The sequence below is a fragment of the Novosphingobium anseongense genome (assembly GCF_037482895.1).
Classification (GTDB): domain Bacteria; phylum Pseudomonadota; class Alphaproteobacteria; order Sphingomonadales; family Sphingomonadaceae; genus Novosphingobium; species Novosphingobium anseongense.
Genome location: NZ_JBBHJZ010000006.1, coordinates 22,512 through 38,159 on the forward strand (window position 1 = coordinate 22,512; position 15,648 = coordinate 38,159).

General features: G+C 61.1%; 15 protein-coding genes and 1 tRNA gene. 11 read left to right on the plus strand and 5 right to left on the minus strand.

The features are described 5' to 3' along the window. Nucleotides 1–31 precede the first annotated feature (31 nt). Nucleotides 32–790 carry a DUF1134 domain-containing protein gene (locus WG901_RS21350; RefSeq protein ID WP_417603861.1) on the minus strand — a complete coding sequence of 253 codons (759 nt, stop codon included), beginning with the start codon at nucleotides 788–790 and terminating at the stop codon, nucleotides 32–34. A gap of 150 nt (nucleotides 791–940) precedes the next feature. Further along, nucleotides 941–2,488, minus strand: a complete 1,548-nt coding sequence (locus WG901_RS21355) for a bifunctional GNAT family N-acetyltransferase/carbon-nitrogen hydrolase family protein (RefSeq protein ID WP_339589156.1) — start codon at nucleotides 2,486–2,488, stop codon at nucleotides 941–943. Between the two features lie 141 nt (nucleotides 2,489–2,629). Between WG901_RS21355 and WG901_RS21360 the strand changes: the two genes are divergently transcribed. The 4 genes from WG901_RS21360 to WG901_RS21375 all read left to right on the plus strand — a co-directional run bounded on the left by WG901_RS21360 (nucleotide 2,630) and on the right by WG901_RS21375 (nucleotide 4,384). Then, nucleotides 2,630–2,722: transfer RNA gene (locus WG901_RS21360), tRNA-Ser, on the plus strand. A 141-nt stretch (nucleotides 2,723–2,863) separates the two neighbouring features. Continuing rightward, nucleotides 2,864–3,040 (plus strand): hypothetical protein, encoded by a 177-nt coding sequence (locus WG901_RS21365; RefSeq protein ID WP_339589157.1) that lies wholly within the window; start codon nucleotides 2,864–2,866, stop codon nucleotides 3,038–3,040. 256 nt (nucleotides 3,041–3,296) lie between these two features. After that, the gene (locus WG901_RS21370) at nucleotides 3,297–4,169 is read left to right on the plus strand and encodes a DUF5681 domain-containing protein (protein WP_339589158.1); all 873 of its coding nucleotides are present in this window, start codon (nucleotides 3,297–3,299) and stop codon (nucleotides 4,167–4,169) included. Between the two features lie 11 nt (nucleotides 4,170–4,180). Further along, a complete protein-coding gene (locus WG901_RS21375) occupies nucleotides 4,181–4,384 on the plus strand; it encodes a hypothetical protein (RefSeq protein ID WP_339589159.1) in 204 nt (67 codons plus the stop codon). 51 nt (nucleotides 4,385–4,435) lie between these two features. On the opposite strand, the gene WG901_RS21380 is transcribed toward WG901_RS21375, so the two are convergent. Both WG901_RS21380 and WG901_RS21385 read right to left on the minus strand, forming a co-directional pair. Next, nucleotides 4,436–6,103, minus strand: coding sequence for a recombinase family protein (locus tag WG901_RS21380; RefSeq protein ID WP_339589160.1), 1,668 nt, complete (start codon nucleotides 6,101–6,103; stop codon nucleotides 4,436–4,438). Continuing rightward, nucleotides 6,100–6,522, minus strand: coding sequence for a DUF2924 domain-containing protein (locus WG901_RS21385; protein ID WP_339589161.1), 423 nt, complete (start codon nucleotides 6,520–6,522; stop codon nucleotides 6,100–6,102). The genes WG901_RS21380 and WG901_RS21385 overlap by 4 nt, the downstream gene beginning before the upstream one ends. Before the next feature lie 266 nt (nucleotides 6,523–6,788). On the opposite strand from WG901_RS21385, the gene WG901_RS21390 reads away from it, so the two are divergent. Then, complete coding sequence (locus tag WG901_RS21390; protein ID WP_339589162.1) at nucleotides 6,789–8,249, plus strand: ADP-ribosylglycohydrolase family protein; 1,461 nt, start codon at nucleotides 6,789–6,791, stop codon at nucleotides 8,247–8,249. A 286-nt stretch (nucleotides 8,250–8,535) separates the two neighbouring features. Here WG901_RS21390 and WG901_RS21395 read toward each other — a convergent pair whose 3' ends face one another. Further along, entirely contained in the window at nucleotides 8,536–8,739 is a 204-nt protein-coding gene (locus WG901_RS21395) for a helix-turn-helix transcriptional regulator (RefSeq protein WP_339589163.1), read from the minus strand. A gap of 91 nt (nucleotides 8,740–8,830) precedes the next feature. On the opposite strand from WG901_RS21395, the gene WG901_RS21400 reads away from it, so the two are divergent. The 6 genes from WG901_RS21400 to WG901_RS21425 all read left to right on the plus strand — a co-directional run bounded on the left by WG901_RS21400 (nucleotide 8,831) and on the right by WG901_RS21425 (nucleotide 15,498). Then, nucleotides 8,831–9,121, plus strand: a complete 291-nt coding sequence (locus tag WG901_RS21400; RefSeq protein WP_339589164.1) for a zinc finger domain-containing protein — start codon at nucleotides 8,831–8,833, stop codon at nucleotides 9,119–9,121. A 49-nt stretch (nucleotides 9,122–9,170) separates the two neighbouring features. Beyond that, nucleotides 9,171–10,049, plus strand: coding sequence for a DUF2939 domain-containing protein (locus WG901_RS21405; protein WP_339589165.1), 879 nt, complete (start codon nucleotides 9,171–9,173; stop codon nucleotides 10,047–10,049). 69 nt (nucleotides 10,050–10,118) lie between these two features. Continuing rightward, nucleotides 10,119–10,385, plus strand: a complete 267-nt coding sequence (locus tag WG901_RS21410; protein ID WP_339589166.1) for a type II toxin-antitoxin system HicB family antitoxin — start codon at nucleotides 10,119–10,121, stop codon at nucleotides 10,383–10,385. Nucleotides 10,386–10,418: 33 nt separating this feature from the next. Beyond that, complete coding sequence (locus WG901_RS21415) at nucleotides 10,419–11,867, plus strand: SIR2 family protein (protein WP_339589167.1); 1,449 nt, start codon at nucleotides 10,419–10,421, stop codon at nucleotides 11,865–11,867. Continuing rightward, nucleotides 11,867–13,720, plus strand: coding sequence for an ATP-binding protein (locus WG901_RS21420; protein ID WP_339589168.1), 1,854 nt, complete (start codon nucleotides 11,867–11,869; stop codon nucleotides 13,718–13,720). Before WG901_RS21415 ends, WG901_RS21420 begins: the two co-directional genes overlap by 1 nt. Nucleotides 13,721–13,869: 149 nt before the next feature. Beyond that, nucleotides 13,870–15,498: an RNA-directed DNA polymerase gene (locus WG901_RS21425; protein WP_339589169.1), complete on the plus strand. Its 1,629-nt coding sequence runs from the start codon at nucleotides 13,870–13,872 to the stop codon at nucleotides 15,496–15,498. The last annotated feature ends 150 nt before the right edge of the window (nucleotides 15,499–15,648 follow it).

Here is a 15,648-nt window from a genome sequence, read left to right on the forward strand (position 1 = left end):
ATCTTACGCCGCCTGGCCCGGCCGTGATGGCTCAGAACGGCAGCCACTTCTGTTTGTCGGAAAACTTCATGTAGCCGGCGTTGATGCCGAGCCGCAGCCCCGCGCCCATGCGCACCGGGACGAGCACGACGTTTCCGCGGCGAAGATAGGAGACGTTGAAGCCGCCGACGAGATAGGCCTGGCCCTCACCCGCGCCGTAGCGCTTGTAGAGGTCCTGCGTGTCGTAGAGGTTATAGACGAGGACGAAGGCGTTGCCCGCGTTGGCGCCGGCGTCGAAGCCGATCGACGGGCCGGTCCAGTAGACCGGACGCTGGCCTTCGACCTTGTGGTGAAGTGTGCCCGAGCCGTAGCGCAGACCGACGACGAAAGCGCCACCGCCCTCGCGGCCGATGATGTAGCCGTTCGGCTCGCCCTGCTTCTTGAGCACGTCCTCGATCATCTGCGCGAGCCCTTGCGCGCCCTTGCCGAAGACGCCTTCGGCAGCGCCGATCAGGTCGTCCTTGTGGAAGGTGTTGCCGCCATTGGTCGGGATCGCCACAGGCGGCAGCGTCGGCGCCGCGCCCGGAACGCCCGGATTGCTCAGCGGCGCGTTGTAGACCGGATCGGCCGCGATCGTCGGCGCTGCCGGAGCCGCGACGGGCACTGCCGGCGCGCTCCGCGGGGCTGATAGATCGCCATCGATCGCATCAGGATCGACAGAGCGAATCTGTGCCGCCACGGGCGACGCCGCCATTGCGAAAGCCGATGCGATGCTGATGACCGTCGGCCAGAGAGAAGTGTTGCGCACCATCGTGCTTGCCTCCGTACCCAGGCAGTCTGCCTTGGACCTATTCGTGAGGCCTGCCTGCACCCATTATGGTTAACAGACAGTTACCCGCCCCGCCGCAATGCGCCCGCGACGAGGCGAATCGAAATTGCGGCCAGGCGAGTCGAAGCGCTCTTATTTCTCGCGCCAGGTGACCCGGTAGAGATCGAACCGCCGATCGTGGAGGTTCTGCACCACGCCAGAGCGGCGGCTGGTCAGCAAGTCGTCGAGGCTGAGGTCGGCGATCGCGATCGTCTCGGTGTTGGGCGCGGTGTCCGCGGCCACGCCGTCGCGCGCGAAGGCAAAGTCCGACGGCGTCAGAATCGCGCTCTCGGCATAGTGGACGTCCATGTTCTCGACATTGGGGATGTTGCCGACCACCCCCGAGGTGACGACGTAGCACTGGTTCTCGACCGCACGCGCATGGCAGCAGTAACGCACTCGCAGGTAGCCGCGCCGCTCGTCGGTGCAGAAAGGCACGAACAGCAGCAAAGCGCCCTGGTTGGTCAGGTGCCGTGCGAGTTCGGGGAATTCCGAATCGTAGCAGATCATCACGCCGATCGGACCGCAGTCGGTGATGATGACGTTAGCGCCATGGCCGCCCTTGATATTCCACCAGCGCCGCTCGGACGGGGTCGGATGGAGCTTGTCCTGGGTATGGACCGAGCCGTCGCGCAGGAAGACGTAGGCGATGTTGCGGATGTCACCGTTGTCCATCCGCGTCGGGTGCGAGCCGCCGATGATGTTGATGTTGTAACTCACCGCCAGCTTTTCCATGAAGGCGACGAAACGCTCGGTATAGTCGGCGATCCATTCGATCGCCTGGGCCGGCTCGAGCTTCTTCTCGGGGATCGACAGCAGTTCGAGCGTGAACAGTTCGGGAAAGCAGACGAAATCGGCGTTGTAGTCGGCGGCGACGTCGACCCAGTATTCGACCTGCTCCTCGAACTCGTCGATCTTGGCGATGCGGCGCATCTGGAACTGGACCGTCGCGACGCGCACCGACGAGGGCAGCCGTGTCTTGCGGCGGTGGAGTTTGACCGTGGTCTCCTCGGGCGCGAGCGGATTGGGCCAGAACATGACCACGCCGTTGCCGCCCGACGCCTTGTCCTCTCGGATATAGCCGGGCAGGACATCACGCGGGCTGAAGCCCTGATTGAGCTGGAAGTTGAGGACCTGGTCGCGCACCTGTTTGTTGACCACGGCTTCGACATAGGCTTGCGGCTCGGGATATTGCCGCTTCTTGCGCGCATAGCCGGGCATGCGTCCGACGATGACGATACCCTTGAGCTCGAACTCCTGGCACAGTTCCTTCCGCTTGCGATAGAACCGCTCGCCGATACGCAGGCGACGGAAGTCGGGATCGACGCAGACCTCCATGCCGTAGAGCACATCGCCGTTGTCGGGTGGAACGCGGCCATAGCCGTCGCCGGTTATCTCGTTCCAGCTGTGCGGCGCGAAGGCCAGCTTCGAATTGACGATCAGCGTCGCGCAGTGGCCGACGATCTTGCCTTCGTATTCGGCGACGATCTGGCCTTCGGGAAAATTGTTGATCAGCCCGCGGATCTGCGCGGCAGTGAAGGCATCGGCGCGGCCATAGACCTTGATCGACAGCGCGGCGATGGCCTTGGCATCGACCGACAGCGCCGGACGAACGATGAGTTTCGCATTGGAAGTGGCCATAAGTGCTCACAGTAGAGGTGCATCGACCATAGTCCAGCAACCGCGCGAATGTTCCCGGACGAGATTTACGCGAATTGCGCGAAGCCCCCCCTTGCCGCCCCCAAAACTGCTCGCTATAGCGCGCCCTCGCCGCTGCGATCCGGAGACGTGGGTGAGTGGCTGAAACCAACGGTTTGCTAAACCGTCGTACTGGTAAATCCGGTACCGAGGGTTCGAATCCCTCCGTCTCCGCCAGTCTTGCAGGACGAACTCCACCCTCTGGGGTGCCCTAAATCCCCTCAAGCGCTGGCGAATTTCCGTTCAAACGGGACATGGAGGGCGGGCTTTTCCCGCCGATTTCTCGCCAAAAATGGCCGAGCAGGCCTTCGATCAAATATGAGTGGTACCGTTTTTGCCTTCGAAGAGCGTCAGCAGGGCGACTTCTCGGGGCCTGTTTTTCAAAAATTCGGCAGGCCGCCTCTGACCGAGAAGCTCGCGCGGTCCTATAGCGCCCGAACCTTCGGCGTTTCAGCGTCGGCTCTCAATTTAGAAACCGCGCCGAGCCAAAAATAACAGGCCCCAAGAACTGCGATAACAGGGCTCGAGTTCACCATAACAGGCTCCGAATTTGCGATAACAGACGCTGTTTTCGAGCGTTCAGGTGGCAACCAGAGTTTTGCCCCACCCCCCGTTTTCCACAGATGGCTGTCGCTCAGCACTCGGTCTCGACTGCCCGCTCGCAGGTCGTGACAACAGCCTTGGCCCGTCCAAGCGCGTCGGGGCCGCTTCGGATCTCGTTCCTCGCCCCGGAGATGGAGGAAATTCGAACATGTCATCGCGCAATGCAGCGACGCCGAATGATCGCTCCGCGAAGAAGCTCGCGTATGAGAATATCGGCATGTGGTACGATCTGCTGGTCGAGGACACCCATGGGGTCGAGGGCAACTCGGTGCTCAACCTGCTGTTGAAACGGCAGTTTAAGGCTGCGGCAGAGGGTAATCTGACCGCGATCCGCCAACTTTTGAAGTACGCTGTCCAGCTTCTCAAGGCGCGCCTGGAGCGTGAGCGTTATCCGTTGATCGATGAGCGTGCCGCTCGTCGCGCTTCGCAGGAACCGACCAATGCCGATCTGGCGATGGTGATCCTCGGCATCGCGAGCTTCGACAACAAGGCCTTGGCTTCGACGGCCGGAGCCGATGGCGAGATCGCGGACAGCCGTTTTGCGTCGCTGCGCCCAAATGTTCTCGAGGATTGGGTCGTCGACTTTGCGCGACATCGCGCCGGCACGAACGATTCCGGTGAGCACAGCGCCAACGTCGATTCCAACCATCTCGTCGCAGCCGGCCGCCACAATGTCAGCGAGTGGGATGGCAATAGGGAGAACCTGCTCGCTCGTCTAATGCGCTTGCGCGGCCCGGGGGCATCGCGGTTCAAGGCGGGGGTCTCGGGCAATCGCCGCGGGAGGCCCCGCAAGCAGCCCCCCCTGCATCCGCATGAGGACTTCCTGCTCGCACCGCTGACCAAGACGATCCGCGGGAAGCCGATGACGCTGACCCGCCTGGATATGCTGCTGCACTCGCTTTCGATGATGGCGTTGAAGGATCAGAAGATCGCCACGCTGCTTCTGCGCCATGCCATGCCGTTGCACGAAGCCGGTTGGGAACACGCCAACGCCATTCCGCTCGAACCGATCAAGGGCTGAGGAGGGACTCAATGACTTCGATCACACAGAACCTGCATGCCCTTGGGCTCGTCAGCACCCGCGCGCGGACGCGAACGCTGCTCGATCCTGCTCTCGTCGAAGCAGCGTTCGCACACCTCGATCGCGTACTCACGCGCGACGAGCAGGAGATCATCCTGCGAGCGGTCGGGGACCGCAGCAAGGTCAATTGGCCCGACTGGTGGCAGATCCGCTGAGAGCTGACTTTGGCCCCCGCGGGGACAGCGTCCTCGCGGGTATCGCCGCGTTTAGCCTGTCGCCACGAACCGTTGCACCTGCTGCTCCCAGGACAGCGGAATGACGTCGGGTTTGTAGAGCATCTTGGCCGTCACTCCGTTCTTCAGCCGCCCGGCGAAAATCGCGTCAATCACCTGCGGGGCAAGAAAAGCGATCCGCACGACACGGACGATGTAGGTGCGCACCACGCCTTCTTGTTCCGCGAGCTGGGTGGTGTTCAACTTTCCCTCCCGTAGGATCGACCACCACTTCTGCGCGCGCATCACGAGCTGCACCAGGGCTGGATCGGTCGGCTGCCTAGAAGCGAGCACCCCATCACCATGGATCAGACGAACAGCACGGCCTGACCGTGTGAGCTGCATCGCCTTCGAAATCGCGAAGGTCTTCGATGCCAGGGGCGAAAGCGGGATACCAAGCGCATCGCCAACAGCCTTGGTCGCAAGCACGATATCGATACGGCCATCATGAACCTCGATACGATCCATCAGATCCCGATAGTCCCAGAGCGCATCACCGCGCAGTTGGTCCGCCATTTCGCCGGAACAGCGGATCAGCTCATTGAGCTTGGCTGGCTCGACATGAAGCTGGCACCGCTCGATGAGCGCAAGCGGATCGTCGAACAGGCTCGCGAGTTCACCGGCGACCGCGGTTTCGATCTCGCCCGCGGGCACGCGAATGCCGGCACCGGGTCCGCGCCTCTCACCGTGGTGAAGCGCCTTCGTGACGTAGTAGCGATAGCGCCGGCCAGACTTGGCAGCATGCGTTGCGATCAGCGGTTCCCCCGCCTCGTCGAACAGGCGCCCGGCTAGCGCACTTCGGTGCGCCGAGTTCGAGCTGCGAACACCCTGTAGATTGTCTTCCAGCTGACGCTGGACGACCTCCCACTCTTCGAGCGCGATGATCGGTTCGTGCATCCCTTGATGGACATTGCCGCGGTGCGCGATGTTGCCGGCATAGATCGGGTTCTTCAGGATCGCGTAGATCTGCCCGCGCGAGAACGGACCGGTTCCGAGCTGTCGTCCCGAACCGAGCGTGCGCGGGGGGATCAACACGCCCTCGGCTTTGAGCTCGTCCGCGACGAGCCGCACGTTCTTGAGCTTGCGGTAGCGCGCATAGATGTCGCGGATGAGTTCGGCCTGCGCTTCGACGATCTTGAGACTGCGACCTTCGGGCGCATAGCCGAGCGGCGGGACGCCGCCCATCCACATGCCCTTCGCCTTCGAGGCCGCCAGCTTGTCGCGGATCCGTTCGGCGGTCACCTCGCGCTCGAACTGCGCGAACGACAGCAGCATGTTCAGCGTCAGGCGGCCCATGCTGTTGGTGGTATTGAAAGACTGGGTCACGGCCACGAAGCTCGTTCCCTTCTTCTCGAACACCTCGACGAGCTTGGCGAAGTCGAGCAGCGAGCGGGTCAGCCGGTCGATCTTATAGATGACGACGATGTCGATCTGCCCTTCCGCTACATCGGCGAGGAGCCTTTGCAGAGCCGGACGCTCGAGCGTGCCGCCCGACATGCCACCGTCGTCATAGTGCGCCGGAATGAGCTGCCAGCCCTCGCTAGCCTGGCTCAGGATATAGGCCGCGCAGGCCTCGCGCTGGGCATCGAGCGAATTGAAATCCTGCTCGAGCCCTTCGTCGCTCGACTTGCGGGTATAGATGGCACAGCGAACCGTCTTCATGCCGCGCGGCTCTCCTGCGGCAGGCCGAAGAAAGCCGGGCCCGACCAGCGCGTGCCGGTGATGGCGCGGGCAACGGCGCTCAGCGAGTTCCAGGTCTTGCCGTTCCAGTGGACTTTCCCGTCATCGCCGACCGTGACCATATAAAGGACGCCTTTCCACTCGCGCACGAAGCGCGTGCCCGGCGCCAGGTCCCGCTGATTGGGCGTGCGGCCATCGGCCGCGGCGATGTGCTGGCGCAGGCCGCGCGAATGGCCACCATGGATCTGGGCCTGCATCTCCCAGGCAATTGCGCGGTGCAGCAGGCCGGACTGGATCTTGGGCGCCGGCGTGCCGGTCAGTTCACTCCATCGGCAACGCAGCTCGTCGATGCTCATTCCGGCAAGCGCGGCAAGTTCGGCATCGAGATGCGATCCCGCCATCATCGGCCGTATTCCAAGATCAGGCATGAAATCGTCATCGTTGGTTTCCTTCCTGGGCGGCGGCCGAGGCCATCTCCGCGACGCGCGTTCCGACTCGCAAAACCCGCTCGACGTAACGCGACGTTTTTCGAATGTGGACGCATAAAACGACGTCGGATAAATTTTTCCTGACTTATTTCAGACGGTTGTTGACGACTTCTCAGAATTGTGGACGACAAGACCGTCGACGGCGGGCGACGCCCCGCGTCTTCCAAAGGAGGACATCGATGAGAACCAGCGCCACCCATCCCCTGCAGATCGCAGAGGTCCAGTTCGCCGAAGGCCAGGGCAAAATCGGCATCACGTTCTGCCCGGGCAAGAAGCAACAGGGCGCGTTTACCGGCAACTGGGATCGCGATCTCGATATCGATCTCGAGGCGATACGCACCTGGAATGCGGCAGCCGTCGTCACCCTGCTCGAAGACCACGAGTTTGTGAGCCTCGGGGTCGCTGGTCTCGGGCAGGCGATCCAAGACCGCCACATCCAGTGGTACCCGCTCCCGATCCGTGACGTCTCGACGCCGGATCGTGGCTTCGAGGAAGCCTGGCTCGCTGCGGGTGAAGAGCTGCGCGCGATCTTGCGCGATGGCTTTAATGTTCTGGTTCACTGCAAAGGCGGGCTCGGCCGTGCCGGTATGACGGCAGCGCGCCTCCTGATTGAGCTCGGCATGGGGGCTGACCACGCGATCAACCTGGTTCGCCAGGCCCGCCCCGGGGCTATCGAGACCGCTTCTCAGCTCGAATTTGTACGAGATCTGGCAGGCATCCCCGAGCGGCAACCCGCGCAATCTCGCAATGTAATCGAGGACCGGGCCTTGGGCGCGATGCTCGGCTTGGCCGTCGGCGACGCCGTCGGCACGACCCTGGAGTTCAAAGCCCGCGACCAGGCCCCTCGCCTCGTTGACATGGTTGGCGGTGGACCGTTCCGCCTGAAGCCCGGCCAGTGGACCGACGATACCTCCATGGCGCTGGCCCTAATGGATAGCCTGCTCGCGTACCCCGATCTCGATGAAGCCGACCTGATGAACCGCTTCGTCGATTGGCATGAGAACGGTGCCTATTCGTGCACCGGCCAGTGCTTCGACATCGGCATCACGACGCGCAATGCGTTGGCTCGCTGGAAGGAGACCGGCGATCCTTTTGCCGGCTCGACCAATCCCCGCACTGCCGGCAACGGCAGCCTGATGCGCCTGGCGCCCGTCGCTGTTCGCTACTGGAACGATCTCGCCATGCTGCGCGATGTGGCCGCGCGGCAGAGCCGCACGACCCACGGCGCGCCCCAGGCCGTCGATGCGTGCGTCGGCTTTGCCGAAGTGCTCGCCAACGCAATCGCCGGCCGGCCGCGCAGCAAGGTCGTACAGCTATCCGCGGAGCCGTGCTCGCGCACGATATCGACAATCATTGGTGGCTCGTGGCGAGGCATGCCCCGCGATCAAGTCGCCTCATCAGGCTATGTTGCGCACTCGCTCGAGGCGGCGCTCTGGTGCGTGGGTCGCACGGGCAATTTTGCACAGGCCGTCCTCCTAGCCGCAAACCTCGGCGACGACGCCGACACGACCGCCGCCATCACCGGCCAACTCGCCGGCGCGCTCTACGGCGCTACCGCTATCCCGGCCGAGTGGAAGGCCTTGCTGGCCGAGGATGTCGAGATCGAGGCCGCCACGAAGCAGCTCTTCGCGGTCAGCTAACTGCGCGAGGATTCTTCGCCTATTCGCCAATCGAGGCTGGCAGAACCTGCCGGCGATACAGCGGTTCATCAGCGCGCCAAGGTCCTCGTTCGTCGCGGACCAGCGGAACGCCGCAGGTCTCGCAAAGAGCTGCATAGCCGCCGTGCTTGCCATGCGACATCGACGGCGCAGATGGCCGGTGTCGGCGAAGGAGGCACAGCAGCGACATGAACGGAGAATAGGCCTTTGCGGATGGCTTGTCAGCGAGAGAGCGATGAACGGGGCACCGCCGCTAGCGGCTCCACCGTCAGTCGCGCAACATCTCGAAGCCGGGAATTCCCAGAACATCGGCAAGCTTCTCGATCGTGTCGAGCGAGGCGCTGTAGACCTCGCGCTCGAGCGCGCTGATGTAGGTGCGATCGAGCCCAGCCGCGTCCGCGAGCGCCTCTTGGGAGAGGCCACGCTCGCTGCGCAATCGCCTGAGGTTGGTCGCAAATGTCCGCCGTAACATGGGCGGTATGTCGTTGTTCCGCCGACTTTACATCCACGGAGTATACTCTACAAATCAGCTCTGATGCAGCGCTCCTTGGGGAAAATAGATAATGCAGATGACCCTTTCCGTGCCCTGTCCGACTTGCAAGGCTGAGGTGGGAGAGACTTGTTATGATGCCGAGCATGACTGGGTTGCCACGCACGCCAATCGTCTCATTCCAGATGCAGTCGAGGTCCATTTGATCATTAGCACAGGACTGGCCTACCACCTCGCCCGAACGATCGACACGACCGAAAAGGGTACTGATCCAAGCCTTGTGGCTGAGTTGCATGAGGTCGCCATTGCCTTCGCCCATGCGAGTGAAAAGGTCTGGAACAGGTCCGAGCAGACCCAACAATGAAATCGGCTGCAATCCATCTCCCCACCCACGCTCGCCTCGAACACATCTCATGAGCCCGCGCAAAAAGGCCAAGGTCACCATCCTGGGCTTCAATGTGGCGGCGGCAGCGCTGGTCGGTACATGGTACTGGCGATCACCGGTCGCGACGATTGCCGCGATCCGTCAAGCCGCCATTGAGGAGGACGCGGTTGAACTTGCCAAGGGCGTCGATCTTGCCGCGCTGCGCGATCAGATGCGCCTTCGCGTTGGGCGCAGCGGGAGTGCATCTGACGGCCAGAACAGTCCAATCGGCATGGCGCTCGCCAGCGCAATGGTGGATTCGACATTCGATCTTGGCGCGGTGCAGCGGACGATCCTGACCGGCAGCCCTTACGCTGCGCTGGGCGCGGGCTCGGATGAACCTGTGGGCTGGACTGTTTCGAGCCGCGGCATTGACGTTTTCCGGGCTCGGATCGCCGCGAACAGCGACAATCCGATCGAGCTCATGTTTCGGCGCGACATTCTGCGTTGGAAGCTTTCCGGCATCAAAGGCATTCCTGATCCCGCCGCGCTGCGAGAAGAACAAGATGCTCGCAGAGACCTCGTCTTGAACTTCCCGGCGAACCGGCAGGACCGCCGCGTCATGCCGAACGGAGCCGAGTTCTTCAGCGTCAGCGGAACGATCACCAATGTTGGCGACGTCGCACGAGAGCTGGGAGCAATCGTCGTGACGCTTCGCGACCGATCCGGACGCCGGCTATCCAGCCTGGAGATAACGCCACCGCGGTCGCGCCTGGAACATGGCGAAACCACCGAGGTCAACGAGGCCTTCACGGATATTCCAGTCGAAGCTACGACGGCAGAGATTTCTTGGAAGCCGCGCCAAGGGATAGCATCGCCAGTTACGGCTCGTTTTAATATACGTTCACAGTTCAATGACCTGCCATAGGCCATCTCGTTAATGTGACGCAAAGTCACGTTCACCCACGTTCATATCGAACCCAGATCTGGAAAAGCGATGAAGCGGATAACCTACGTTGCTGTGATCGAGGAGGGAGACCGCGGCTTCGGGGCTTATTTTCCTGATCTGCCCGGCTGCGCTACCGCAGGCGACACGATAGCTGAGACAATCGCTCTGGCGAGCGAAGCACTGCAACTGCATGTTCTTGGAATGCGCGAGGATTGCGAAATTCTGCCTGAGCCGACCGGCCTCGATGATATCCCGATGGACCCCGAAGTACGCGAGATAAAGCGCGAGCTGATTACGGCCGCGATTCACGAATAACTTCGGACGCTAGCTTCTTCAAAGCAGACAGCCATGTTGGACGATCCGGAACGTCGCCTTTCAGCAGCGCTGCCTGGGATATCGGACGTTTCAGACGCCGCAGGGCCGACCGTTAACATCCCCCGCCGCACGAGCCCGAATTCACTGCTGCTGGGCATTTCAAAAGATGCTAGAGCCGAGATGAACAGAAAAGGGATGGTATGGGGGCGGATGACGTACTGGAATGACAAGGTTGCCGACGCGACACAGCTGCGGCTGTTCGTCCCCGGCGATGGCTGGCGTGCGTTCAAGGACAAGATGAACGCGGAAGGCGATCGTGTTGAAGAGCCGGGCACGCAGCGCGCAGTTGAAAGCAGTCTCTTAAACGTCCTCAATGCTACGAACGTTGTCGTTCTGACCGGAACGGGGTCTTCGTTCGCCGCTTCCAACCCGGCAGATAAGCTCACGCCAGCCGGCATGTGGGATGTGTGGAAAGCTGTGGAAGCCAAGGTCGGCGCTGAAGCCTTCAAGGCTGTGTGCGATACGTTCGCCAGCGCTAAGATCGAAGACAATATTGAGCGGCTGCTGACGCTGTGCAAACTCTATCTCGAACTGCACGAGACGGCCGTGGAGGATTCCACCTATCAGAGAATTGACGGGTTCGTGAAGGCGGCCGAGAAGGCGATCCTCGCCCGTGTCGACTTCGTCGATCGGACCACCAATCTCGATGCGCACGCCAGCCTCATCCAGAAAATCGGGCGTCGCGGCGTTCGTAAGGCGCGCTCGAAGCTGTTCACGACCAACTATGATCTCTGCTTCGAGGAAGCAGCCCGCCGGCATCGTTTCACCATCATCGACGGTTTCTCGCACGGCCTCGATCAGGTCTACGACCGCAGCCACTTTGAGTTCGACATTGTCCGTCGTTCGGGTCAACGCGACGCGCCCGACTATATCGAGAATGTTTTCCATCTCTATAAACTGCACGGCTCGCTCGACTGGCGCAGACAGGCATCGGACATTTTCCGCTCGCGCGGCCCCGAGGGCAATCCGGTCCTCATCTATCCCCGCTCGAGCAAATATCAGGAAAGCTTCGAAGCGCCCTATCTCGACATGATTGGCGCATTTCAGGCGGCGTTGCGCGAGCCCGACACGGCGGTGCTGATATCGGGGTTCGGGTTCAACGACGATCATATCAGCCGACCGATCCTGTCAGCGGTGGAAGCCAATATGTCGCTTCGGCTAGTGATCTGCGATCCCGCCTTCATCCCCTCGGCAGATCTGGACGGAGGAGATCAGTCGCTGACAGCGGTGGCGGAACCCCAAAACCAGTTCCTGGCGGCGTTCAAGGACATGGTGGCCGGGGGCGATGCGCGAATCCATCTGATCAACGGTCGCTTCCAGGACTTGGTCCCGGCCTTGCCCGATCTGATCGGCGAGACCGATCGCGAACGGCATATGCAGCGTGTGCGCACGCTCAGGAACGGCATGGACGTCAAGGCGTGATGCGCGTCAATCCGATTAATCCCGATCGCTACATCGGCACGATTACGCAGGTGACGGCCTCGTATGTGCATATGAATTTGCCCAACGCCGCAGCGGTGCCGGAACGGCGCGGGCTTTCGCTGGGCGCGGTCGGCGATTTCGTCTTCGTCGACTGCGAGCGGTTTCAGATCCTGGGTAGGATCGTCGAGACGAAAATACCCGATGCCGAGCGGCTCACGGTTGAGCCGTCGCTCGGGACGACGGCAGTCACCAATCCGATCGGTCGTGTGCAGCTCCTCGCCGCGGTCGAGCAACGCTCGAACAAACTGCGGCGCGGCTTGCCGGATTTTCCGAGAATCGGCGACGGGGTGTATCTGGCCGAGCCGAGCCAGTTAGCCACGCTCATCCGCAATGCAGTCGCGAATGAGGACGAGCTGACGTTGAGCATTGGCCGAATCGATGCCGCCGACGGCGTCGATGTTTGCCTGCCGCCGGAGAAAATCTTCGGTCGGCACTGCGGTGTGTTCGGTGCCACCGGCGGCGGCAAAAGCTGGACGGTCGCCACGCTGGTACAACAGCTTAAGAAAGCCGGTGGCCGCGCGATCGTCCTCGATCCCACTGGCGAGTTCGCCGACATGGGCAATGTCGACGATGTCTTCGTCTTCGATGCGGCCGTCGGCGCCGCGAAGTTGGTCCACTTCCCCTATCGCCAAGTCACCGAGGACGATCTGTTCTCGCTGTTCCGGCCATCAGGTCAGAGTCAAGGTCCACGGCTACGGGAGGCGATCAAGAGTCTCAAGCTCGTCACGGCGGTCGGTGCGGCGGTGCCTCAGGGTTTGATCATCAATAACGGCCTGATTGAGAAGGCAGGGCGGCAACGGGCGCCTTATTTCAACGCACTCCACGCGCATGCCGCCCAGCTGCATGATCCGGCGTGCGCGTTCGACATCGCGAACCTTGCCGAACAGGTTAAGAATGAGTGCGTCTGGGGCAGCGCGCAGAACAATGCCGGCGCGTTCGGCAATACCGATCAGAATTCACTCGGCTATTGTGAATCCCTGATTGCACGGATCAACACCCTTCTCGCGTCACGCGAACTCGAATGCATTTTCGCGACGCGCGGTACGTCGCTCGTCGCGGAACTCCGTGCATTCCTGGCGGATGACAGCCGGGATATCGCGGTCATCTCGTTTAAGGACGTGCGGTTCGAGCACAATACGCGCGAAATCCTGCTCAACGTGATCGGTCGCTTCCTACTGGCGGAGGCGCGTGGCGGCGCGTTCAGGACATCACCGCTCGTCGTTTTCCTCGACGAGGCGCATCAGTTTCTCGGACGCTCAGTCGGCGACGATTATAGCGCGGTGAAATTAGATTCCTTTGGTTTAATCGCAAAGGAAGGTCGCAAATATGGCCTGACGTGCGTTCTCGCCACCCAGCGTCCACGCGACATCCCGCAGGATGTCATGAGTCAACTCGGTACGTTGTTTGTCCATCGCCTGACCAACGACCAGGATCGTGAGACGGTCGAGCGGGCCTGCGGTGATCTCGATCGCGGTGCCGCGCAGTTTGTTCCGATGCTGGCGCCGGGCGAAGCCGTCGTGATTGGCCCGGATATTCCTGCCCCCGTTCCGCTGTTCATCCACCCGCCGGAATATCCGCCAGACTCAAAAGGCCCAGAATTTCAGAGCTTCTGGAAAGCGCGGCGCGCTCGGGCTACTCTGGCTTCAGCCCAGGTCCCTGCGAATGCAAACGTTGCACAAATTGCAGCGGAGCCCGCTAACGTGCCTACCGCCGCAGCAGCTATCGCCGCTCTAGCTGCCCCCACGCCGAACCCGCAGTTTGATGGCGATTTTGACGACGAGGTTCCGTTCTAGGCGGAACTACGCCCACGGACCGCGCGCCGGCTTCGATTGTTGGTTTGCATGGCCAGACGACTTCGAGCACGAGTGGCGAGATAAGCTTTGAGACATATTATAAACGTACCCAATCTTTGCAGGTAGACGGCGACGGGGTAGATTAACGGATGCCGATCAAAGACGATTTGTTGAGGAAGGGCTACCTTCCTGAAAATCTTCCGCCGACATTTACGACGGAGGCGCTTGGCATTTACCTGGCACAAAAACGCACTTGGTATTCCCAGTCTCGCGATCCAGTTCGCGCGGCTACCTACAACGCATCGAAGCGCGGAATGACGCGACGAGTTTTTTCACTCGTGCATCCTGAAACCGGCCACGATTTAGCAGAGTTTATTTCAAATCGGGAAATTGAACTCAGTCGGTTCTTCCAACAAAGTCAGTTTAGCCTATCTGTACCGCGCGTGACGCCCGATGGTGAGCGCGCCGTCGAAATCGCGACGCATTCAGAGTTGGAGTCTGCCCGCCTTGGGAGGCTCGCGCCTTACCGTTTCGTCGCAAAGACGGACATCTCACGATTTTACCATTCGATCTATACCCACTCGATTCCTTGGGCCTTTCACGGTAAGGCGGCTTGCAAAGCCGATCGGCGCGCGAACTCGGCCAACCTCTTCATGAACCGGCTCGATCTCATCCTTCGAGCTGGGCAAGATGGGCAGACAATCGGGATCCCAGTTGGGCCCGACGCCTCCCGATACATTGCCGAGGTGATCTGCACCGCTATTGATCAAGAATTTGTCGCACGTGGCGGGGCCGCCGGGTGCGCGGTCTTGCGCCACGTGGATGACGTATGGATCGGCGCTAACTCACACGCCGAAGCTGAGGCGGCACTCTATAAATATCGTGAGGCAATTCGAGCGTTCGAACTCGACATCAATGAGACCAAGACGCACATTTATTCCGAGAGCTTTCGCTTTTCCGATAGCTGGCCCACCGACGTTGCTTCCCGAATTGAGTTTGCTCTTGCCTCTCCCTCTAGACGCGTATCAGAACGCCTGCGTGCCGCACTCGAACACGCATTCGCTCTCGCAGCGGCGGGCGGTGACGATGGCATTCTGAAGTACACCCTGCGCTATTTGGACAAGTCCAATCTGCCTGCTGCGCAGTGGGAGGTGGTCGAGCCATTTCTAAAGCGCGCCGCAGTACATTATGGGCACACTATCGATTTCGTGGCACGCATCCTTGTATGGCGACACCTCGCCAAACGCGACCTCGACATCCAAGCATGGGGTAGCATCCTTGCTACACTGCTTGACCGACATGGCCGCCTTGGGAACGATGGTGAGGTCTGCTGGGCTCTCTATGCTGCCTTGCGCTTAGGCGTTCCGATCCCGCTCTCCATCGCTTCAGAGATTTCGAAAAACTGCGGTGCTATCTCAATCGTGGCATTACTGTCTGCCGCGCAAATAGGCCTTGTCGATCAGGCAATTTTTGGTGAGGTAGAGAATCTCATTATCGCGGAAGATGCCTCTGGCCCTTACTGGCCGCTATTCCTCGAGTGGCGGGTAAGAGGGTGGCCAGAGGGAATCTTTCTCGTTCCGCGCAATGCGTTGATCGAGGAACTTATCGGTCAAAACATCTCCATCTTCGATGCTACTCAACTGCCATCCGTTTTCCGCGACCTCGACGAAGATGAATTCGGCGACGTTGAGCATGCAATCGAAGAGCGTAGCAGCTACGACGATGAAGGCGACGAGGATGACAACGAGGAAGAGGAGGAAATCGAAGTCGATTTCTGAGCAAAGCGCTCACCATTCGCCGCCTTGGCCGACTCCCGCGCTGGAAAGGTTCTACCGTTTCAAAGTCGACTTGCATGTGACGCCGAGCCACCTCGACTTCGATCGAACTCCGTCGAGCGCCGCACCCCGCCGCAAGAGGCCCCTACGCGC

What these genes read in the sequence shown, in the direction of transcription:
- WG901_RS21350 (WP_417603861.1), bottom strand. Translation starts at nt 790, where the DNA reads ATGGTGCGCAACACTTCTCTCTGGCCGACGGTCATCAGCATCGCATCG.
- WG901_RS21355 (WP_339589156.1), bottom strand. Translation starts at nt 2,488, where the DNA reads ATGGCCACTTCCAATGCGAAACTCATCGTTCGTCCGGCGCTGTCGGTC.
- WG901_RS21365 (WP_339589157.1), top strand. Translation starts at nt 2,864, where the DNA reads ATGAGTGGTACCGTTTTTGCCTTCGAAGAGCGTCAGCAGGGCGACTTC.
- WG901_RS21370 (WP_339589158.1), top strand. Translation starts at nt 3,297, where the DNA reads ATGTCATCGCGCAATGCAGCGACGCCGAATGATCGCTCCGCGAAGAAG.
- WG901_RS21375 (WP_339589159.1), top strand. Translation starts at nt 4,181, where the DNA reads ATGACTTCGATCACACAGAACCTGCATGCCCTTGGGCTCGTCAGCACC.
- WG901_RS21380 (WP_339589160.1), bottom strand. Translation starts at nt 6,103, where the DNA reads ATGAAGACGGTTCGCTGTGCCATCTATACCCGCAAGTCGAGCGACGAA.
- WG901_RS21385 (WP_339589161.1), bottom strand. Translation starts at nt 6,522, where the DNA reads ATGGCGGGATCGCATCTCGATGCCGAACTTGCCGCGCTTGCCGGAATG.
- WG901_RS21390 (WP_339589162.1), top strand. Translation starts at nt 6,789, where the DNA reads ATGAGAACCAGCGCCACCCATCCCCTGCAGATCGCAGAGGTCCAGTTC.
- WG901_RS21395 (WP_339589163.1), bottom strand. Translation starts at nt 8,739, where the DNA reads ATGTTACGGCGGACATTTGCGACCAACCTCAGGCGATTGCGCAGCGAG.
- WG901_RS21400 (WP_339589164.1), top strand. Translation starts at nt 8,831, where the DNA reads ATGCAGATGACCCTTTCCGTGCCCTGTCCGACTTGCAAGGCTGAGGTG.
- WG901_RS21405 (WP_339589165.1), top strand. Translation starts at nt 9,171, where the DNA reads ATGAGCCCGCGCAAAAAGGCCAAGGTCACCATCCTGGGCTTCAATGTG.
- WG901_RS21410 (WP_339589166.1), top strand. Translation starts at nt 10,119, where the DNA reads ATGAAGCGGATAACCTACGTTGCTGTGATCGAGGAGGGAGACCGCGGC.
- WG901_RS21415 (WP_339589167.1), top strand. Translation starts at nt 10,419, where the DNA reads ATGTTGGACGATCCGGAACGTCGCCTTTCAGCAGCGCTGCCTGGGATA.
- WG901_RS21420 (WP_339589168.1), top strand. Translation starts at nt 11,867, where the DNA reads ATGCGCGTCAATCCGATTAATCCCGATCGCTACATCGGCACGATTACG.
- WG901_RS21425 (WP_339589169.1), top strand. Translation starts at nt 13,870, where the DNA reads ATGCCGATCAAAGACGATTTGTTGAGGAAGGGCTACCTTCCTGAAAAT.